This window comes from Micrococcus flavus, assembly GCF_014204815.1.
Classification (GTDB): Bacteria; Actinomycetota; Actinomycetes; order Actinomycetales; family Micrococcaceae; genus Micrococcus; species Micrococcus flavus.
In genome coordinates, this window is record NZ_JACHMC010000001.1 from 2,331,663 (window position 1) to 2,350,780 (window position 19,118).

Here is a 19,118-nt window from a genome sequence, read left to right on the forward strand (position 1 = left end):
CCGGCGTCGTCCACAGGTGTGGACAGACCCGGGGACGACGGTGCACAGGGGCCTGTGGACGACGTCGGCCGCCGGCTCAGCCCATCAGGGCCGACATCCCGAGGCGCTCGGCACCGGACAGGGTCAGGGCCGTGAGGACGGCGGCCAGCAGCGCGAGCCCGGCCGCATGCACCCCCGCCGAGGCCCGGCCCCCCGGGCGGTCGCCGCGGACGGCCACGCCGTGCCCCGGCGGGCCGCCCGCGGCCGTGTAGACCGCGCCGACCGCGGCCCCCGTGAGCAGGCCTCCCACATGCACCTGCCACGAGATGCCCGGCAGCAGGACGGAGATCACCAGGTTCAGGCCGATCAGCACCGCGATGGAGCCGACCTGCCCGCCCCGGAACCGGGTGACCAGGAACAAGGCGGAGAAGAGTCCGTAGACGGCGCCCGAGGCCCCGACGACGGGCTGCAGCGGATCCGCCAGCCAGAGGGCGGCCACGGCACCCCCGACGGCGGAGAGCAGGTAGAGCGCCAGGAACCGCCACCAGCCGAGCACCGGCTCCAGCACCCGGCCGATCACCCACAGGGCCAGCATGTTCAGCGCGAGATGGGTGGGCCCGGAGACGTCGTGCACGACCGCGTACGTGAGCATGCGCCACGGCTCCAGACCCAGGGGCGACGTGTAGGCCCCGGCGTACCACAGGGTCTCCGTGACCCCCGTGCGGGAGCCCCGGCTGGCCCACTGGCCGGCGTAGGCGGCCACGGTGAGGACCAGCAGCGTCCACGTGACGGGCATCGCCCGGGCGGAGGCCCGCAGGCCGCCCCGGGGCGAGGCGGGGCGGGGTGCCGCGGAGGCGGGCGCCGTCGTCGTGGTCTGCGGGAGGCCGCCGCCGTCCGGTTTCCCGTCCTGCGCGCGGGCGGCGCAGTCGGGGCAGACCGTGGCGCCGCCGACGCCGGGCCGCTGGCAGTCGAGGCACGCGGGGGTCCCGCACGCGGAGCACCGCACATACGCCGCACGGCCCGGATGCCGCGGGCACACCGGGGGTGTGCCGTGCGCGACGTCCGGGCCGTGCGGGTCCGACGGGGTGGAGCTCACCGGGGCTCTCAGGCCTCGGTGATCTCGATGGACTCGATGACGACGTCCTCGAGCGGGCGGTCACGCGGGTCGGTGGCCACCGAGTTCAGCTGGTCCACGACCTTCTGGGAGGCCTCGTCCGTCACCTCGCCGAAGATGGTGTGCTTGCCGTTGAGCCAGCCGGTGGGCACGGAGGTGATGAAGAACTGCGAGCCGTTGGTGCCGGGGCCGGCGTTGGCCATGGCCAGCAGGTAGGGGCTGTCGAACTGCAGCTCGGGGTGGATCTCGTCGCCGAACTGGTAGCCGGGGCCGCCGATGCCCATGCCGAGCGGGTCGCCGCCCTGGATCATGAAGTCCTTGATGATGCGGTGGAACACGGTGCCGGAGTACAGGGGGGCGCCGTTGTTCTTCTCGCCGGTCTGCGGGTGCGTCCACTCCTGCTCGCCGGTGGCCAGGCCCACGAAGTTCTTCACGGTCTTGGGGGCGTGGTGGCCGAACAGCTCGACGACGATGTCGCCGTGGTTCGTGTGGATGGTCGCGGTGTGCGTTGCGTTGGTCATGGGCGCCATTCTTCCATCCGTTCCCCCGCCGTGCCCCGGTCCGGCGCCCCGCGGCGGGACGACGTCGGCCCGGACCGTGCCGGATCCCCCGCGCCGCACTACCCTGGGGAGGGAGAGGACGCACCGTCCGACGGAACAGTCACAAGGAGACCGGAGGCACCATGGCCCGCAAGACCCTGAGCACCGAGATCGAGCACGACGGCGCGGCGGACACGTTCTTCGCCCGCCAGGCCGAGGCCCTGCGCCACTGGGCCGCCCCCCAGCTGGAGAACGCCCGTGCGTGGGGCGAGGTCAGCGCCGCCTACGGCACCGTCGGCGGCAAGGTCGCCGCCGCCGAGGGCCGCCGCCTGGCCCAGGACGAGGTCGCCCCGCGCGTCAAGGACACCTCGGCCCGCGTGAGCACCGCCGTGCAGGGCGGCTACGAGAAGGCGGCCCCGGCCGTCGCCGGCGGCCTGGGCGCCCTCGGCGCGACCCTGGCCGACGTGCTGGCCTCCGCGCAGGACACCGCCCAGAGCGTGGGCCAGGACGTCCAGGAGAAGGCCGCCGCCATCAAGAAGGACGCGGAGAAGAAGGCCGCGCAGGCCCGCAAGGACGCCGCCAAGGGCGCGAAGAAGGCCCGCAAGGCCAAGGCCAAGAAGGCCGCCGCCGTGAAGAAGGACGTCCGCGGCGCGAAGAAGCATGGGGCCACGAAGGCGGAGGGCGCCCAGGCGCTGTTCGCCGCGAAGGCCACCGGTGCCAAGAACGCGGCCGCCTCCGGCGGTCTGACCGCCGCGGGCCTGCTGGCCACCGCCGTCGCCGCGCTGCAGGACCGCTCCCAGGACCTCGCCCCCCAGGTGAAGGACCGCCTGGAGCAGGCCTCGAAGTACGCGCAGGACCGCCGCGCCGAGTACGCACCGCAGGCCGCCGCCGCGCTGGCCGGCGCGGCCGGCCGCGCCGAGAAGGCCGCCCACGACGTCGAGGTGCCGGCCTCCGTGGAGCAGCTGCTGATCAAGCTCACCGGGGACAAGGACGCGGTGAAGCACCTGCGCAAGAACGCCGAGGGCTACGCCAAGCAGACCCGCAAGGACCTGCAGAAGCAGGCCCGCTCGGAGTCCCGCTCCGGACGCGGCTGGATCGTCGCCGGCATGGCCGCCGCCGCCGCCGGCGCGGGCTTCGCGCTCTGGAAGCTGACCAAGCCCGTCCAGGACCCGTGGACCGCCCCGGTTCCCGGCCCGATCACCGCGAACATCCCCGTGGTGCAGGAGGACGGCCTGATCAACCCCTTCGCCAAGCAGGAGCAGGCCGTGGCCGAGGCCCGGCTGGCCGGGAACGCGCCGGGCGCGTCCACCGGCGTCCAGGCCCCGGTCGCCGCGGGCGACCGCGGCCCCGCCGTCCGGGACACCGCCGCGGAGTTCGGTGATCGCCGCGAGCACTGAGCCGGCGCCGTCCTGAGGCGCTGACGCGCCGACTCCGCCCGACGCCCGGGTGACCGACCGCGACGGTCGGTCACCCGGGCGTCGTCGTGCGCGGGGAGGGGCGACCCGGTCCACAGATCGCCGGCGACCGGCCCGTGGGCGGGATCCACGGCCTAGCCTGACCGCATGGAGGGGATCCGAGGGATGCAGGAGGGTGCCGCCCCCGCGGCGGTCCCGGGAGACGGGCGCGCACCGCAGGAGACCGGAGGGGCAGCCGCCGGGCGCGGGTGGGGCCGGGGCCTCGCCGCGGGGCTGGCCGACGTCCTGCTGGGACTGGTCTGCCTGCTCCTGGCGGCGGCCTGCCTGGTGTGCGCCCTGACGGCGGTGTCCGGGCAGGAGCCGGTCCTCGTGGCCGTGGCCTGCGCGGTGGCCGCGGTGCTCTGGGCCCTGGCCGCGGTGCGGGGGAGGGCAGGGGCCCTCCTCCGCTCCCCCGGTCCGGCATGGACGAGCCTGCTGCTGGCGGCCCCCGTGCTCGCCGCCGCCTGGTGGCGCCGCCGCTCCTGGACGCCGGAGCAGCACCGGGCGGAGCAGGAGCGGGCGGCGGCCGCGGCCGCCGCGCGGGCGCGCCTGTGGCGGGGCGTGCTCCTGGTCGGCTGCCTGGTCACGGCGCCGCTGTCCTTCGCCACGGGCGTCCTGCACCCTCAGGCGCTGGCCGGGTTCCCCACCCGGCTCCTGCTCGTCACGGCCCTCGGGGCGATCGCCTGCGCGGCCGTGCTCAGCCGGCGCGGGCGGCGGATGCTGCTGGCCGTCGGGCCGCGCCGGGGCTGAGGGAGCGCCCGGACAGGGTGAAGGCCCCGCCGGCACCGGTCCTCAGACCGGCCCGACGGGGCCTTCGCCTCGTGGTGGAGGCAAGGGGACTCGAACCCCTAACCCCCTGCTTGCAAAGCAGGTGCGCTACCAATTGCGCCATGCCCCCGTGGGATCAGCCCTGCGGCGTCTCCTCCGGATCCACGTGTGCGTCCTCGGCGGACTCCCGCGGCGCCTCCGGTCCGGGCAGGCCGTCCGTGGCATCAGCCCAGACCTGCCGGCCCTCGCGGTTGCGCTGCCAGGCGCGGAGACCGTACGCGGCCGCGGCGCCGGCCACCAGGGTGGCGGCTCGTGCCAGACGCATGGGGTCTCCTCCCCGTCAGACGACTCGAGCCCCAGTCAGGCCGGGGCTCGTGCGTGGAGTGGGCGTACCAAGACTTGAACTTGGGACCTCTTCGTTATCAGCGAAGCGCTCTAACCGCCTGAGCTATACGCCCTCACCATTGCGCACGGACCGAGGATCCGTCCACAACAGGAGATGACTGTACAGGCACGGCGACGCCCCGCGCAAATCCACGCGGGGCGTCGTCGTCGGTCGGGTCGAGGGCCCGGGTCAGTCGTCCGTGAGGGTGACCCCGAGGCCGCCCACGAGCGCAGCGCACACGTTGTACAGCAGGGCCAGGACGGTCGCGAGAGCCGTCAGCAGGATCACGTTCAGCACCGCCGCCACCGTGGCCAGCGAGACCACGGTGCTCAGCGGGGCCAGGGACTCCACGGTGTAGGTGCCGGCGTCCGCGCCGAGGATGGTGCCCAGGACGTCGTTGATCAGCCCGAACACGCCGGTGAGCTCACCGAGCGTGTAGATCGCGATGGCGGCCACCACGGTCAGCACGCCGAGGGCCACGGAGAGCAGGAAGGCCAGCTTCAGCACGGACCACGGGTCGATCCGGCTCAGCTGCAGCCGGGCCCGGCGCACCTTGGCCTTGGGCACGGCGCGGACCAGGTCCTCCTGCGCGTCACGGGTGCTGGAACGGCGCACCGGGCGGGAGGCCGAAGCCCCCTTCGTGCCGCCGGCCGGGCGCGGCGATGCGGACGTGCTCACTGGTCTCCTCCGTCTGCATCCTCACCGGGGGCGTCGGCCGCCGGAGCTGCTGCGGGGTCGTGCGGGTCGTTGACTGCGTCCAAGGGTACCCCCGGCCCGGGAGCGGCCCCGGCGGCCGCCTCGACGGCGGCCGTCGGCGTCGCCGCGGCGTCCCCGCCCTCGGTCAGCCCCGCCTGCTCGTCCGCCTTCGCCTCGATCTCGTCCTCGTTGTTGAGGGTCACCGCCACGATCCGGTCGCGCTTGTCCGGCTTCGCGAAGATCACGCCCATGGTGTCGCGGCCCTTGGCCGGCACACCGGCGACGGCGGAGCGCACCACCTTGCCGGAGGCCATCACCACGAGGACTTCCTGGCCCTCGCCCACCACGAGCCCGCCGGCGAGCTCGCCGCGGTCGTCCACGAGGCGGGCGACCTTGATGCCGAGGCCGCCGCGGCCCTGCGTGCGGTACTCGTCCACGTGCGTGCGCTTGGCCCAGCCGCCGTCGGTCACCGTGAACACGGAGGAGTCCTCGTCCCCGGCGCGGATCACGTCCATGGACAGCAGCGAGTCGTCCCCGCGGAACTTCATGCCCGTCACGCCCGAGGTGGCCCGGCCCATGGGGCGCAGCGCCTCGTCCGTGGCGGTGAAGCGCACGGACTGGCCCTGGCGGGAGATCAGCAGCAGGTCGTCCTCGGCGGAGATCACCTGCGCGGAGACCAGCTCGTCGCCCTCGCGCAGCTTCACGGCGATCAGGCCGGCGGTGCGGTTCGTGTCGTAGTCCTCGAGCGGGGTCTTCTTCACCAGGCCGTTGCGGGTGGCCAGCACCAGGTACGGGTAGCGCTCGTAGTCCGTGAGCGGCTGGATCTGCGCGATCCGCTCGTCCGGCTGGAACGCGAGCAGGTTGGCCACGTGCTGGCCCTTGGCGTCGCGGCCGGCCTCCATCAGCTCGTACGTCTTGATCCGGTAGACCCGGCCGAAGTTCGTGAAGAACAGCAGCCACTGGTGCGTGGACACCGTGAGGAAGTGCTCCACCACGTCGTCGCCGCGCAGGGCCGCCCCGCGCACGCCCTTGCCGCCGCGCGCCTGCGAGCGGTAGTGGTCGATCCGGGTGCGCTTGACGTAGCCGCCGCGGGTGATGGTGACGACCATCTCCTCCTCGGGGATGAGGTCCTCCATGGACATGTCCCCGTCGAAGCCCGCCACGATCTCGGTGCGGCGGTCGTCCCCGTGCCGGTCCACGAGCGCGGTCAGCTCCTCGGAGACCACCTCGCGCTGACGCTGCGGGGACTCGAGGATCGCGTTGTACTCGGCGATCTTCGCCATCAGCTCGTCGTACTCGTCCTGGATCTTCTGGGACTCGAGGGCGGCCAGCTGGCGCAGCTGCATGGCGAGGATGGCGCTGGCCTGGTCGTCGTCGATGTCCAGGAGGGACTTGAGCGCATCCTTCGCGACGTCGGCGGAGGCCGAGCGGCGGATGGTCGCGATGACCTCGTCCAGCGCGTCCAGGGCCTTCAGCAGGCCCTGCAGGATGTGGGCGCGGGCCTCGGCCTTCTTCTTCCGGAACGCGGTGCGCCGGACGATGACCTCGATCTGGTGGCGCACCCAGTGGTGCACGAACCCGTCGAGGGACAGGGTGCGCGGCACGCCGTCCACGAGGGCCAGCATGTTGGCGGAGAAGTTCGTCTGCAGGTCCGTGTGCTTGTACAGGTTGTTCAGCACGACCTTCGGCACGGCGTCCCGCTTGAGCACGATCACGAGGCGCTGGCCGGTGCGGCCGGAGGTCTCGTCGCGCATGTCCGCGATGCCGGAGATCTTGCCGTCCCGCACCATCTCCGCGATCTTCGCGGCGAGGTTGTCCGGGTTGACCATGTACGGCAGCTCGGTGACCACCAGGCACGTGCGGCCCTGCAGCTCCTCCACGCTCACCACGGCGCGCATGGTGATCGGGCCGCGGCCGGTCCGGTACACCTCCTCCACGCCCCGGCGCCCCAGGATCTGGGCGCCGCTGGGGAAGTCGGGCCCCTGGATGCGGCGCAGCAGCGCCTCGAGGAGCTCCTCGCGGGTGGCCTCCGGGTTCTCCAGGTACCACTGCACGCCCGCGGCCACCTCGCGCATGTTGTGCGGCGGGATGTTGGTGGCCATGCCGACGGCGATGCCGGAGGAGCCGTTGACCAGCAGGTTCGGGAACCGCGCCGGCAGCACGGTGGGCTCCTGCTGCTTGCCGTCGTAGTTCTCCTGCATGTCGACGGTGTCCTCGTCGATGTCCCGGACCATCTCCATGGCCAGCGGGGCCATCTTGGTCTCGGTGTACCGCTGGGCGGCGGCGCCGTCGTTGCCCGGGGAGCCGAAGTTGCCCTGGCCGAGGGCCAGCGGATACCGCATGACCCAGTCCTGGATCAGCCGCACGAGGGCGTCGTAGATCGCCGTGTCGCCGTGCGGGTGGTAGTTGCCCATCACCTCGCCGACCACGCGGGCCGACTTGTTGAAGGAGCGGTCCGGGCGGTAGCCGCCGTCGTACATCGCGTAGAGCACGCGGCGGTGCACCGGCTTCAGGCCGTCGCGCACGTCCGGCAGCGCGCGGCCGACGATCACGGCCATCGCGTAGTCGAGGTAGGAGCGCTTCATCTCCGACTCGAGGTCGACCGGCTCCACCTTGTCCGCGGCGCCCTCCGGCAGCACGTAGTGCTCGACGGCGATGTCCTGGCCGATCTGCGGGGTCTGCTCGGCGCCGTCCTGCGGCTGGTCGGGCGCGGCGCCCGGGGTGGTCTCGTCGCTCAAGGCGACTCCTCTCCTGCGTGGGAAGTCTCGGGAAGGTCAGGCGGCCCGGATCAGATGTCCAGGAAGCGGATGTCCTTGGCGTTCTGCTGGATGAAGCTGCGGCGGGACTCGACGTCCTCGCCCATCAGCATGGAGAAGACCTGGTCGGCGGCGGCGGCGTCCTCCATGGTCACCTGCAGCAGGGTGCGGTGCTCGGGGTCCATGGTGGTGTCCCACAGCTCCTGGTAGTTCATCTCTCCCAGGCCCTTGTAGCGCTGCACGCCGTTGTCCTTCGGGTAGCGCCAGCCCTTGGCCAGACCGGCCTGGATGGCGGCGTCGCGCTCCTCGTCCGAGAACACGTAGTCGTGCGGGGCGTTGGTCCACTTGATGCGGTACAGCGGGGGCTGCGCGAGGAACACGTGGCCGGCCTCGATCAGGGGGCGCATGTATCGGAACAGCACCGTCAGCAGCAGCGTGGTGATGTGCTGGCCGTCCACGTCCGCGTCGGCCATGAGCACGATCTTGTGGTACCGGAGCTTGGCGATGTCGAACTCCTCGCCGATGTTCGTGCCGAAGGCCGTGATCATCGACTGGATCTCCGCGTTGCCGAGGGCCTTGTCCAGGCGGGCGCGCTCCACGTTCAGGATCTTGCCGCGCAGCGGCAGGATCGCCTGGGTGTCCGGGTTGCGGCCCTGTTTCGCGGAGCCGCCGGCGGAGTCGCCCTCCACGATGTACACCTCGCAGCGGGCCGGGTCCTTCGAGGAGCAGTCGGCGAGCTTGCCGGGCATGCCGAAGGACTCCAGCGGGGACTTCCGCCGCGCGTTGTCGCGGGCCTTGCGGGCGGCCAGACGGGCGTGCGAGGCCTGGACGGCCTTGCGGATGATGTCCTTCGCGGTGCCCGGATTGCGCTCGAGCCAGTCGCCGAGGTGCTCGGTGACCACCTTGGAGACGAAGCCGCGGGCCTCCGAGTTGCCCAGCTTCGTCTTGGTCTGACCCTCGAACTGCGGCTCGGAGAGCTTCACCGAGATCACCGCGGTCAGGCCCTCGCGGATGTCCTCGCCCGTGAGGTTGTCCTCCTTGGGCTTGAGGATCTCCTTCTCCCGGGCGTACCGGTTGATCAGCGCGGTCAGCGCGGAGCGGAAGCCCTCCTCATGGGTGCCGCCCTCGTGGGTGTTGATGGTGTTCGCGTAGGTGTGCACGGACTCCGAGTAGGCGGTGGTCCACTGCATGGCCACCTCCACGGCCATGTTGCGCCCGCCGTCCTCGGCCTCGAACGCGATCACGTCCTCGTGCACCACCTCGGACTTCTTCGAGGAGTTCAGGTGCTTCACGTAGTCGAGCAGGCCGTCCTCGTAGAGGTAGGTGACGCTGCGGCGCTGCGGCTCCTGGCCGGCGTCGTCCGTCAGGCCGTTCTCCGCGACGTCCTCCCCCGCGGTGCCCTCGCCCACGATCTCGTCGTCCTGGACCGCGTTGTCCTCCTGGACGCGCTCGTCCGTGAGCGTGATGCGCAGGCCCTTGTTCAGGAACGCCATCTGCTGGAAGCGGGCGCGGAGGGTCTCGTAGTCGAACTCGACCGTGTCGAAGATCGTGGGATCCGGCCAGAAGACCTGGGTGGTGCCCGTGGCATCCGTGGCCTCGCCCTTGACCAGCTCGCCCTGGGGGTGGCCGCCGTCCGCGAAGGACATGCGCCACGCGTGGCCCTGGCGACGGATCTCGGTCTCGACGCGCGTGGAGAGGGCGTTGACCACGGAGATGCCCACGCCGTGCAGGCCGCCGGAGACGGCGTAGCCGCCGCCGCCGAACTTGCCGCCGGCGTGGAGGATGGTCATGACGACCTCCACGGTGGGCCTGCCCTCGGTCGGGTGCACGTCCACGGGGATGCCGCGGCCGTTGTCCTCCACCCGCACGCCGCCGTCGGCCTGGAGGGTGACGTCGATGCCGTCCGCGTACCCGGCCAGGGCCTCGTCCACGGAGTTGTCCACGACCTCGTAGACCAGGTGGTGGAGGCCGCGCGGGCCGGTGGAGCCGATGTACATGCCGGGACGCTTGCGCACGGCCTCGAGGCCCTCGAGCACCGTGATGGCGCTGGCCCCGTAGTCGCCGGGGACGCGGCGGTCCTCGGCGGACCGGGCGGGGGCCACGGCCTGGTCCGGCGCCGCCGCGGAGGACTCGGGGGCCGATGCGGCCGCCGCCTCCCCGTCGCTCACCGGCTGCTGCTCGGGGTTCTCGGATGGGGCGTCAACCACGGGCGGGTCACTTCCTCAGGACGGGACGGTCAGGGGCGCCCCGCTCGGCCCCGCGCGCACGCGCGCGAGACCCGCCGTTCCGGGAGACGCGCCGACGACGTCTGCCGGGGCGGTCCGCGAGGGGCGCGGGGCGGGCCGCCGGCCGGGGACCGGCGGCGCCTGTTCCCCGCCATCCTACGGCGTGGTGGCCTCTCCCGCCGCATCGGGGGGTGCTGCGCGACCGGATCATGCCGTGGACGGGCTCAGAGGCCGCTCAGGACCGCCGGGGCACCCTGCCCAGGGCTCCCGGCACGCCCCGGCCCCTCCGGACGCGCCAGAGGGGCGTCCACGGTCTCGGGCCCTCAGCCGTAGGTGTCCCGCGGTCCGCGCCCGCCGCGCACCGTGCGCGGCCCGTGCCGCCAGCTCGGGGCCGCCGGTCCGGCCACGTCGATCCTCGTCACGACGCCGGGCCCGAGGGCCTCGTCGAAGCGCTGCAGCAGCACCGGGCTCATCAGCCGCAGCTGGGTGGCCCACGCCGTGGAGCTGGTGCGCACCCGCACCACCGAGTTCTCGAAGCTCTCCGGACGGCAGTGCAGGGCGATCTCCGGCCCCACGAGCTCGGCCCAGCGGGTGAGCACCGAGCCCACCGCCACCGGAGTCGACCAGCCGCGGTCCCGGATCAGGCGTCCGAACACGGTGGACACGGCGGCCGGGTCCCGGTCCGTGGGGGCGACCGGCCGGCGTCGTGCCCCGGCCCCCGCACCCGCGGTGCCGCCGGCGGCCCCCGCCGTGCCGGCCCCGGCCATCTGCGTGGCCAGCCCGGCGGCGGTGCCCCGCGCGCGCAGGGGGGCCTCCCCCCGCTCCCGGGCGGCGTCCCGGACCCGGCGCAGCTGCACGAGCGCCAGGTCCGGCCGGTCCGGGGGCAGCTCCGCGAGCGCGTCCGGCTCCGGGGACCGCTCACGCATCGGGCGGCTCCGGGGACGGGGCGCCGTCGTCGGGGGCGGCGTCCGGGGACGCGACGCGCGGGGCGCGGATGTCCCCCTCCACCGGGGCGGCGGCGGGCACGGCCTCGGAGCCCTCCGCGTCCTGGCGGATGAGCACCCGCGGGCCGGCGAGCTCGGCGGGGACGTCGGCGATCGCCGCGGCCGTCACGACCACCTGCTCCGCGCGCCCCACGAGACCGGCCAGGCGGGTGCGGCGGGCGGCGTCGAGCTCGGCGAACACGTCGTCGAGGATCAGGACGGGGCGGGCGTCCGGGTCCGGGTCGTCCGCCACGAGGACGTCGTACGCGGCCAGGCGCAGGGCCAGGGCCAGGGACCACGTCTCCCCGTGCGAGGCGTATCCGCGGGCCGGTGCGGGGCCGAGGAAGAGGGCCAGCTCGTCCCGGTGCGGGCCGACGAGCGTGAGGGCGCGGGCGCGCTCCTCGTCCCGCTGGGTCCGCAGCGCGGCCGCCATGTCCGCGGCGAGGTCCGCGACTGCGGGCACCTCCGCGTGCGTGCCGCGCGCGAGCGGCACGGTGGACTCGTACGAGTAGGCGGCGGCCTTGGATCCGTTGGTCAGCGCCGCGTAGTCCTGCTCGAGCGGGTGCGCCAACAGCCGCAGGACGTGCAGGCGGCCGTGCAGCAGCCGGGCGCCGGCGGCGGCGAGGTGCTGGTCCCAGACCTCGAGGGTCGACTCCTCCTCGTCCCCCCACCGGTGGGAGCGCCGGGCCGACTTGAGCAGCGCGTTGCGCTGGCGCAGGACCCGCTCGTAGTCCGCCGCGGCCTGGCCCAGGGCCGGGCGCAGCTGCACCATGAGCTGGTCCAGGAACCGACGCCGGCCCCCCGGCTCGCCCGTCACCAGCCCGAGGTCCTCGGGCGCGAACACCACGGTCCGCAGGATCCCCAGGCCCTCGCGGGCACGGACGGGGGCGCCGCGGTTGATGGCCACCCGGTTCGAGCGGCCCGGGAGGATCTCCAGTTCGAGGGCCACGGTGCGGGAGCCGCGGTGCACGCGGCCCGCGATCCGGGCGCGGTCCTGGCCGAACCGCACCAGCTGCGCGTCCTGGCTCACGCGGTGGGACTGGTGGGAGCCGAGGTAGCCGATGGCCTCCACCAGGTTGGTCTTGCCCACCCCGTTGGCGCCCAGCAGCACAGTGGACCCCGCGCTCAGCTCCAGGTCCGCCCAGCGGTAGGAGCGGAAGTCCGCGACGGTGAGGTGGGACAGGTACACGGGTGCGGTCAGCCCCCGGCCGTCAGGTCAGGCGGACCGGCATCACGAGGTACCGGTGGTCCGAGACCGTCCCGGACTCCTCGGAGACGCCCGTGAGCAGGGCCGGCTTGGGGGCCGAGGTGAAGGAGAAGCGCACCTGCGGCTGGTCGACGACGGCCAGGCCCTCGGACAGGTAGGCCGGGTTGAAGGCCACGGTGATCTCGTCCCCCTCGAGGGTGCAGGGCACGGACTCGTTGGCGGAGGCGTCGTCCCCGGTGCCGGCGTCCAGGGACACCTGGCCCTGCGTGAACACCATGCGCAGCGCGGTGTTGCGCTCGGCCACGAGGGCCACGCGCCGGGAGGCCTCCACGAGGGCGGCGGTGTCCACGACGGCCTCGATGGGGCTGGACTCCGGGAACAGGGAGCGGATCTTGGGGTACTCGCCGTCCACCAGGACGGAAGTGGTGCGTCGGCCGCCCGAGGAGAATCCCACGAGGTCGGCGCCCTCGCCGAACATGATCTCCAGCTGCCCGCCGCCGCCCAGGGACTTGGCCACCTCGGTGAGGGTGCGGGCCTTGACCAGCAGGGACGTGGACACGGAAGGGTCCGCGGGGCTCCAGCGGATCTCCTTCATGGCCAGCCGGTACCGGTCCGTGGCGAGGAACGTCATGGTGTCGCCCTCGATCTCGACCTTGACCGCGGTGAGGATCGGGAGGGTGTCGTCCTTGGAGGCGGCCACGGTCACCTGGGCCACCGCGTGGGCGAACTCGGCCCCGTCCACAGTGCCGGCGGCCGTCGGCAGCTCGGGCAGGGCGGGGTAGTCGCCCACGGGCATGGTGGCCAGCGAGAAGCGCGAGGAGCGGCACGAGACCAGGACCTTGCCGCCGTCGAGCTCCACGGTGACCGGGGCGGCGGGCAGCGACCGGACGATGTCGTTCAGCAGCCGGCCGGACACGAGGACCTGGCCCTCGGTCTCCACGTCCGCCTCGATCTCGAGGCGGGCCGAGGTCTCGTAGTCGAAGCTGGCGATCGAGACGAGGCCGTCCTCGGCCGTGATCAGCAGCCCGGAGAGGACCGGCACCGGCGGCCGCGGGGACAGGGAGCGGGCCGCCCAGGAGACGGCGTCGCTGAGGATGTCGCGTGCCACGGTGAACTTCACGGTCTCTGCACTGCCTCTCTGGCGGGATCATGCGGTCGGGAGGGCCGAAGACGGGTCTCAGGTCCACGGGACGGCGTCTGCCGGTGAATCACAAGGATCCCTGTGATTCAAGGAGGCGCGCGCAGTCAGCATAGGCGGTCCGCGAGGGCGGTGTCAGGTCGCTCGAGCGCCCTGTGGGCGCTCCGGTTCTTGTGATTCGTCGGCGGGGATGCCGGGGGCGGGTTGATGTTGCTTGGCGGGATCTTCGAGAAGGGATCAGGAGTGGTGGTAGCAGGTGTGGAATCTGTGGAGATCGGCTCCAGAGCGCGCCGTTCCGCCGATTCCGCTGGGGGAACCGTGTGGATCCCGTCCCGTTCGGGGTGTGCATGGCCGGTGGACGACGTCTTGGCCGGTCCCGTTGCGATCCACAGCGTCCGGCTGCGTCGTCCCGAGGATCCGCCTCGCTGTCCCGCGCTTGTCCACAGTGTTGTCCACATTCTTTGTCCACATTGCCCCAAAACGCCGGAATCATGCCGATTTTGCCTGTGGACAGATGTGGATGACGGTGGAGAACCGAATCACATCGATGTGATTCCCGCGGATGTGGACCGCCGATGTCCCCAAGGGTGTGGAGGGCCCTGGGGACACGGCTCGGCGCGGGATCCCGCCGTCCACAGGGTGTCGCGTCATCCACAGGGGAGGACGTTGTCCACCGGGTTGTCCACAGCGGTGGACAATGTGGACGGACCCTCGACTACCGGTCGAGGGTCCGAGAAGCCCATCAGGCGCCGCGCTGCTTGCGCTTGATCTCGTTGGTGAGCTCCGTCACCTGGTTGAAGATCGTGCGGCGCTCGGCCATCAGCTCGCGGATCTTGCGGTCCGCGTGCATCACCGTGGTGTGGTCGCGGCCGCCGAGCTCCTGGCCGATCTTCGGCAGGGACATCTCCGTGAGCTCGCGCAGCAGGTACATGGCGATCTGCCGGGCGGTCACGAGCGTCCGGGTCCGGGACTTGCTGGTCAGCTCGTCCATCGTGAGGTTGAAGTACTCGGCCGTCGTGTGGACGATCAGCTCCGGCGTGATCTCGTGCCCGGCGTCGTCCGTGATCAGGTCCTTGAGCACCTGCTCCGCCAGCTCGATGTCCACCGTCTGGCGGTTCAGGGAGGCGAACGCCGTCACGCGGATGAGGGCGCCCTCGAGCTCGCGGATGTTCGTGGAGATCCGGGAGGCGATGTACTCCAGGGCCTCCGGCGGGGCCACGAGGCCCTCCGCCTCCGCCTTCTTGCGGAGGATCGCGATGCGGGTCTCCAGGTCCGGCGGCTGGATGTCCGTGATCAGGCCCCACTCGAAGCGGGAGCGCAGACGGTCCTCGAAGCCGGAGAGCTGCTTGGGCGGCAGGTCGGAGGTGATCACGACCTGCTTGTTGTTGTTGTAGAGGGTGTTGAAGGTGTGGAAGAACTCCTCGACCGTCGCCTCCTTGTCCGCCAGGAACTGGATGTCGTCGATCAGCAGGATGTCCACGTTGCGGTAGACCTGCTTGAACGAGGCGCCCTCGTCGTGGCGGATGGAGTTGATGAAGTCGTTGGTGAACTCCTCCGAGTTCACGTACCGCACCCGCAGGCCCGGGTAGAGACGCCGGGCGTAGTGCCCGATCGCGTGCAGCAGGTGGGTCTTGCCGAGGCCGGACTCGCCGTAGATGAACAGCGGGTTGTACGCCTTGGCCGGGGCCTCCGCCACCGCGTTGGCCGCGGCGTGCGCGAACCGGTTCGAGGAGCCGATCACGAACGTGTCGAAGTGGTACCGGTCGTTGAGCCGGCTGGTCTCCGAGGACGTCGACGGCGGCGCGGGCGTGGGCGCGCCCGGGGCGCCGGGGGTGGGAGCCGGCGCCTCCTCCGGGCGGGGCCGGGCCAGGCCCGGCAGCTCCTCGGCGATCCCCCGATGGGTGCCGGCGGCAGGGGGCACGGGGGCGGAGACGGGGGCCTCGGCGTCGGCCGCGGTCGGCTCGGCGGGGACCTCCGCGCGGCGGTCGTCCGCCGAGGGGGTGCGCGGGGGCTGGAGGCTCGCGTCGATCGAGATGGCCAGCAGCACCTCCTCGCCGAACACCGCGGTGAGGGCGTCCGTGAGGGCGTCCGCCACCTGCGCGCCCTGGAGGGTCTCGCGCGTCGTCTCGTTGGGCACGGCCAGCAGCAGGGTGTTGCCGATCTGCCCCTGCGGCTGCGCCAGGTAGACGTACCCCATGAGTCGGGCGGTGACCCGGGCGTCGTCCTCGAGGGCGGTCACGACCTCGCGCCATCGGCCCAGCACGGCCTGCTCTGCCGCCATGGCGGACGTCCTCTCCCCGGGCGGCGGGCCCACGGGGCCCGCTGCGATGTGCGTGCGATCGGCGTCAGCCTACCCGTTGTCCACAGGGTTGTGCACAAGGCGTGGACAACCCGTATCCTCCTGTGGACAGCCCGGTCCGGCATCTCCGCCCCGGGCCGATCCCGCGCACCCCGTTTGACCCCCGCACCCGTGGGCGACTAGAGTCGCCTGGTCCCCCGGGGCGGTGCCATGCCCTCCGTGCACGCCGCCGCGCCCGCCGGGGATTTCATGTCAGAGCCTCCCCGGTCCTTCCCCCTGGTTCATGTCCTCAGGTCGACGATCGAAGGCACACCTACACGTCGTGGAGTGATCACAGTGAGCAAGCGCACCTTCCAGCCGAACAACCGCCGCCGCGCCAAGAAGCACGGCTTCCGCTCCCGCATGCGCACCCGCGCCGGCCGCGCCATCCTGGCCGCGCGCCGCGGCAAGGGCCGCACCGAGCTCTCGGCCTGATCCGGCTCCCCGGGTCGACGCGGCGCTCGTGCTGCCCCGTGACCGCCGCGTCCGCCGGCCCGAGGAGTTCCGCCACATCCGCCGCACCGGATCCCGGGCCGGACGGACCGCCGTCGTGGTGAGCGTGGCATCGGACACGGCCCCCGCCCGGTCCTCGGCGTCGAGTCGCACTCGTCAGCCGAGGGCCGGGTTCGTCGTGTCCAAGGCCGTGGGCAACGCCGTCGTCCGCAACCGCGTGACGCGTCGGCTGCGCGCGATCCTGCGCGAGGAGCTGGAGTCGGACGCCCTGCGCGGCCGCCCGCTGCTGGTGCAGGTCCGAGCCCTGCCCCCGGCCGCCGAGGCCGACCACGCCACCCTGCGCCGCGAGGTGCAGGGGGCCCTCTCCTCCGCCCTGCGCCGCCACGCGGCTCGGACCCGGGAGGGATGAGATGCCCGCCTCCTCCCCGTACGTCGTGCTGGAGCCCTCGCAGGAGTGGGGTCCACTCCGCGCCCTGCCCGCCACCCTGCTGGCCTGGCTGCTCACCGCCTACCGCGCGGTGGTCTCCCCCCTCTACGGCCCGGTCTGCCGGTTCTTCCCCAGCTGCTCCGCCTACGGGCTGGAGGCCGTGCACGTGCACGGCGCGGTGAAGGGCTCGGCCCTGGCCGCCGCCCGCGTGGCCCGCTGCCACCCCTGGAACGACGGCGGCGTGGACCCCGTCCCCCCGGGCCGCCGGCGCTGGCCCCCGGGACGCGAGCCCCGGATCATCGCCCTGAACCACCCGCCCATCCCACCTGACCCCTCGCAGGAGGACTGAGACCCATGTTCGAAGCCATCCTCGCCCCGTTCCGCTGGATCATGTCCTGGCTGCTGGGCGCGTTCCACACCGTCCTGGAGATGTCGGGCATGCCCGCCGACTCCGGCTGGACCTGGGCGCTGTCCATCCTCCTGCTGGTGGTGCTCATCCGCACCCTGCTGATCCCGCTGTTCGTCAAGCAGATCAACGCGCAGCGCTCCATGCAGGCCATCCAGCCCGAGCTGCAGAAGCTGCAGGCCAAGTACAAGGGCAAGAAGGACTCGCTCTCCCGCCAGGCCATGGCGCTCGAGCAGCAGGCCCTGATGAAGGAGCACAAGGCGAACCCGTTCGCCGCGTGCCTGCCGCTGCTCGTGCAGATGCCGTTCTTCTTCGCCCTCTACCAGGTGCTGATCGGCGCCCGCGGGGCGGCCGAGCGCGGCGAGGGCATGGACGCGCTGTCCGCGGACCAGATCCGCTCCTTCGAGGGCTCCACCATCTTCGGCGCGCGCATGTCCGACACGCTCCTGCGCTCGTTCGACCAGGCCAACACAGTGGCCGTGGTGATCGTGGCCCTGATCCTGATCGTGCTGATGTCCGGCTCCATGTTCTTCATGCAGAAGATGCTGATGACCAAGAACATGACCCAGACGGCCCTCACCGGCCCGATGATGCAGACGCAGCAGATCATGCTGTACGCGATGCCCCTGATCTTCGGCATCGGTGGCATCAACTTCCCCATCGGCGTGCTCCTGTACTGGACCTACTCCAACTTCTGGGCCGTGGGCCAGCAGTGGTGGATCATCCGCCGCAACCCCACCCCGGGCTCGCTCGCCGAGAAGGAGCTCAACGAGCGCCGCGCCGCCAAGGGCCTGCCGCCCGTCGGCCAGAAGGTGACCTCGGCCGCGGCACCGGCCGCGCAGACCGCCGCCCACGGCTCGCACACCGGCACGGACGTGCCGGCCCGCACCGACGCCGCCGCGCGCAGGACCTCGAACCAGCGCCCGCAGCCGCAGCGCAAGAACCGGAGGAAGAAGTGACCGGCCCCGAGGAGACCGCCGTCCCGACCCCCGCCGACGACGTCGCGGGCGTGCCCGTCGAGGCCGCCGTCGAGGACGAGCGCGCCGAGGCGGTGCGCCGCCTCGAGGAGGAGGGCGACGCCGCCGCCGACTACGTCGAGGAGCTGCTGGACATCGCGGACCTGGACGGGGACATCGACATCGAGGTCCGCGACGGCCGCACCTACGTCTCCGTGGTGCCCGGCGAGGACGACGAGGACGATCGCCTCACCGACCTCGTGGGCACCGACGGCAAGACCCTCGAGGCCCTGCAGGAGCTCGTGCGCCTGGCCGTGCTCGCCGCCACCGGCCACCGCTCCCGCCTGATCCTGGACATCGCCGGCCACCGGGAGCGCCGCGACGCCGAGCTGCGCCGCCTCGCCGCCGAGGCGGTCGAGCGCGTGCGCGAGGGCGCGGGCACCGTCCACCTCGACCCGATGGGCGCCTACGAGCGCAAGATCGTGCACGACGTCGTCGCCGACGCCGGCCTGTCCTCCGAGTCCGAGGGCGAGGGCTCGCGCCGCCACGTGGTGATCAGCGCCGATGGCTGAGCCCCGCGATCCGCAGACCCCCGCCGCCGAGGCGGAGGCGGGGACTTCGTCGACGTCCGCCGCGCCCGCACTGGAGGCGACGCTGCGTCCCGCCGCCGAGCGCGTGTTCGGCGACGCCGTGCCGCGGGCGGAGCGGTACGTGGGCCACCTGGCGACCACGGGCACGGAGTGGGGGCTGCTGGGCCCCCGTGAGGTGCCCCGCCTGTGGGAGCGTCACGTCCTCAACTGCGCCGTGGTGGCCGAGCTGCTCCCGGAGGGCGCGCTCGTGGCGGACGTGGGCTCCGGCGCGGGCCTGCCGGGGCTGTGCCTGGCACTGGCGCGCCCGGACTGCCACTTCACCCTGATCGAACCCCTCGAGCGCCGCGTGACGTGGCTCGAGATGGTGGTGGCGGACCTGGGCCTGACGAACGTGGAGGTCGTCCGCGCCCGCTCCGAGCAGGTGGCGGACGAGATCCAGGTGGACGTGGTGACCGCCCGGGCCGTCTCCGCCCTGAAGACCCTCCTGCCGCTGACCATGCCCCTGCTGCGCAGCAGCGGCGAGCTCCTGGCCATCAAGGGCCGCTCCGCGGCGGACGAGATCACCGCCGCCCAGAAGCCCCTGCGCAAGTATGGTTGTGGCGAACCGGAGATCGTCACCCTGGGCGAAGACCTGCTGCCCGAGCCCACCACCGTGGTGCGCGTGCCCGCACGCCGTTCCCGCTGACCCCTCCCCTCCCCCGAGG

At 72.7% G+C, this 19,118-nt stretch carries 18 protein-coding genes and 2 tRNA genes; 8 read left to right on the forward strand and 12 right to left on the reverse strand.

The features are described 5' to 3' along the window. Nucleotides 1-76: 76 nt before the first annotated feature. Both BJ976_RS12200 and BJ976_RS10795 read right to left on the reverse strand, forming a co-directional pair. The gene (locus tag BJ976_RS12200; RefSeq protein WP_229667315.1) at nucleotides 77-1,075 is read right to left on the reverse strand and encodes a rhomboid family intramembrane serine protease; all 999 of its coding nucleotides are present in this window, start codon (nucleotides 1,073-1,075) and stop codon (nucleotides 77-79) included. 8 nt (nucleotides 1,076-1,083) lie between these two features. After that, nucleotides 1,084-1,614: a peptidylprolyl isomerase gene (locus BJ976_RS10795; RefSeq protein WP_135030819.1), complete on the reverse strand. Its 531-nt coding sequence runs from the start codon at nucleotides 1,612-1,614 to the stop codon at nucleotides 1,084-1,086. 161 nt (nucleotides 1,615-1,775) lie between these two features. On the opposite strand from BJ976_RS10795, the gene BJ976_RS10800 reads away from it, so the two are divergent. Together BJ976_RS10800 and BJ976_RS10805 are read left to right on the forward strand one after the other, a co-directional pair. Further along, on the forward strand, nucleotides 1,776-3,029 hold the full coding sequence (locus BJ976_RS10800; RefSeq protein WP_135030820.1) for a hypothetical protein: 1,254 nt from the start codon (nucleotides 1,776-1,778) through the stop codon (nucleotides 3,027-3,029). 165 nt (nucleotides 3,030-3,194) lie between these two features. Further along, complete coding sequence (locus tag BJ976_RS10805) at nucleotides 3,195-3,836, forward strand: hypothetical protein (protein WP_135030821.1); 642 nt, start codon at nucleotides 3,195-3,197, stop codon at nucleotides 3,834-3,836. Nucleotides 3,837-3,908: 72 nt separating this feature from the next. Here the strand turns inward: BJ976_RS10805 and BJ976_RS10810 are convergent. The 10 genes from BJ976_RS10810 to dnaA form a co-directional block, all read right to left on the reverse strand. Beyond that, nucleotides 3,909-3,984, reverse strand: a tRNA-Ala gene (locus tag BJ976_RS10810). A gap of 6 nt (nucleotides 3,985-3,990) precedes the next feature. Then, nucleotides 3,991-4,179, reverse strand: a complete 189-nt coding sequence (locus tag BJ976_RS10815) for a hypothetical protein (protein ID WP_135030822.1) — start codon at nucleotides 4,177-4,179, stop codon at nucleotides 3,991-3,993. A 59-nt stretch (nucleotides 4,180-4,238) separates the two neighbouring features. After that, nucleotides 4,239-4,312: transfer RNA gene (locus BJ976_RS10820), tRNA-Ile, on the reverse strand. A 116-nt stretch (nucleotides 4,313-4,428) separates the two neighbouring features. Then, nucleotides 4,429-4,917 (reverse strand): DUF3566 domain-containing protein, encoded by a 489-nt coding sequence (locus BJ976_RS10825; RefSeq protein ID WP_135030823.1) that lies wholly within the window; start codon nucleotides 4,915-4,917, stop codon nucleotides 4,429-4,431. Beyond that, a complete protein-coding gene (gene gyrA, locus BJ976_RS10830; RefSeq protein WP_135030824.1) occupies nucleotides 4,914-7,673 on the reverse strand; it encodes a DNA gyrase subunit A in 2,760 nt (919 codons plus the stop codon). The genes BJ976_RS10825 and gyrA overlap by 4 nt, the downstream gene beginning before the upstream one ends. A 50-nt stretch (nucleotides 7,674-7,723) precedes the next feature. Continuing rightward, nucleotides 7,724-9,898 (reverse strand): DNA topoisomerase (ATP-hydrolyzing) subunit B, encoded by a 2,175-nt coding sequence (gene gyrB, locus BJ976_RS10835; RefSeq protein WP_135030825.1) that lies wholly within the window; start codon nucleotides 9,896-9,898, stop codon nucleotides 7,724-7,726. 341 nt (nucleotides 9,899-10,239) lie between these two features. Next, entirely contained in the window at nucleotides 10,240-10,842 is a 603-nt protein-coding gene (locus tag BJ976_RS10840; protein ID WP_135030826.1) for a DciA family protein, read from the reverse strand. Next, nucleotides 10,835-12,088 (reverse strand): DNA replication/repair protein RecF, encoded by a 1,254-nt coding sequence (recF, locus tag BJ976_RS10845; protein ID WP_135030827.1) that lies wholly within the window; start codon nucleotides 12,086-12,088, stop codon nucleotides 10,835-10,837. The genes BJ976_RS10840 and recF overlap by 8 nt, the downstream gene beginning before the upstream one ends. A gap of 22 nt (nucleotides 12,089-12,110) precedes the next feature. Then, nucleotides 12,111-13,226, reverse strand: a complete 1,116-nt coding sequence (dnaN, locus tag BJ976_RS10850; RefSeq protein WP_135030828.1) for a DNA polymerase III subunit beta — start codon at nucleotides 13,224-13,226, stop codon at nucleotides 12,111-12,113. Between the two features lie 760 nt (nucleotides 13,227-13,986). Then, a complete protein-coding gene (gene dnaA / locus BJ976_RS10855) occupies nucleotides 13,987-15,525 on the reverse strand; it encodes a chromosomal replication initiator protein DnaA (RefSeq protein WP_184231868.1) in 1,539 nt (512 codons plus the stop codon). Nucleotides 15,526-15,879: 354 nt separating this feature from the next. Between dnaA and rpmH the strand changes: the two genes are divergently transcribed. From rpmH to rsmG, 6 genes are read left to right on the forward strand one after another with little or no spacing between them, the layout of a single operon-like run. After that, nucleotides 15,880-16,017, forward strand: coding sequence for a 50S ribosomal protein L34 (gene rpmH, locus BJ976_RS10860; protein WP_135030582.1), 138 nt, complete (start codon nucleotides 15,880-15,882; stop codon nucleotides 16,015-16,017). A 28-nt stretch (nucleotides 16,018-16,045) separates the two neighbouring features. Continuing rightward, a complete protein-coding gene (rnpA, locus tag BJ976_RS10865; protein WP_135030581.1) occupies nucleotides 16,046-16,444 on the forward strand; it encodes a ribonuclease P protein component in 399 nt (132 codons plus the stop codon). Between the two features lies 1 nt (nucleotide 16,445). Continuing rightward, on the forward strand, nucleotides 16,446-16,811 hold the full coding sequence (gene yidD / locus BJ976_RS10870; protein ID WP_135030580.1) for a membrane protein insertion efficiency factor YidD: 366 nt from the start codon (nucleotides 16,446-16,448) through the stop codon (nucleotides 16,809-16,811). A gap of 5 nt (nucleotides 16,812-16,816) precedes the next feature. Further along, nucleotides 16,817-17,827: a membrane protein insertase YidC gene (yidC, locus tag BJ976_RS10875; protein ID WP_135030579.1), complete on the forward strand. Its 1,011-nt coding sequence runs from the start codon at nucleotides 16,817-16,819 to the stop codon at nucleotides 17,825-17,827. Beyond that, on the forward strand, nucleotides 17,824-18,396 hold the full coding sequence (locus BJ976_RS10880) for a Jag family protein (protein WP_135030578.1): 573 nt from the start codon (nucleotides 17,824-17,826) through the stop codon (nucleotides 18,394-18,396). The genes yidC and BJ976_RS10880 overlap by 4 nt, the downstream gene beginning before the upstream one ends. Beyond that, complete coding sequence (gene rsmG / locus BJ976_RS10885) at nucleotides 18,389-19,099, forward strand: 16S rRNA (guanine(527)-N(7))-methyltransferase RsmG (protein WP_135030577.1); 711 nt, start codon at nucleotides 18,389-18,391, stop codon at nucleotides 19,097-19,099. Before BJ976_RS10880 ends, rsmG begins: the two co-directional genes overlap by 8 nt. Nucleotides 19,100-19,118: the final 19 nt, after the last annotated feature.

Coding starts and splice junctions, on each gene's coding strand:
- BJ976_RS10795 (WP_135030819.1), bottom strand. CDS start 1,614: ATGACCAACGCAACGCACACCGCGACCATCCACACGAACCACGGCGAC.
- BJ976_RS10800 (WP_135030820.1), top strand. CDS start 1,776: ATGGCCCGCAAGACCCTGAGCACCGAGATCGAGCACGACGGCGCGGCG.
- BJ976_RS10805 (WP_135030821.1), top strand. CDS start 3,195: ATGGAGGGGATCCGAGGGATGCAGGAGGGTGCCGCCCCCGCGGCGGTC.
- BJ976_RS10815 (WP_135030822.1), bottom strand. CDS start 4,179: ATGCGTCTGGCACGAGCCGCCACCCTGGTGGCCGGCGCCGCGGCCGCG.
- BJ976_RS10840 (WP_135030826.1), bottom strand. CDS start 10,842: ATGCGTGAGCGGTCCCCGGAGCCGGACGCGCTCGCGGAGCTGCCCCCG.
- dnaA (WP_184231868.1), bottom strand. CDS start 15,525: ATGGCGGCAGAGCAGGCCGTGCTGGGCCGATGGCGCGAGGTCGTGACC.
- yidD (WP_135030580.1), top strand. CDS start 16,446: ATGCCCGCCTCCTCCCCGTACGTCGTGCTGGAGCCCTCGCAGGAGTGG.
- yidC (WP_135030579.1), top strand. CDS start 16,817: ATGTTCGAAGCCATCCTCGCCCCGTTCCGCTGGATCATGTCCTGGCTG.
- rsmG (WP_135030577.1), top strand. CDS start 18,389: ATGGCTGAGCCCCGCGATCCGCAGACCCCCGCCGCCGAGGCGGAGGCG.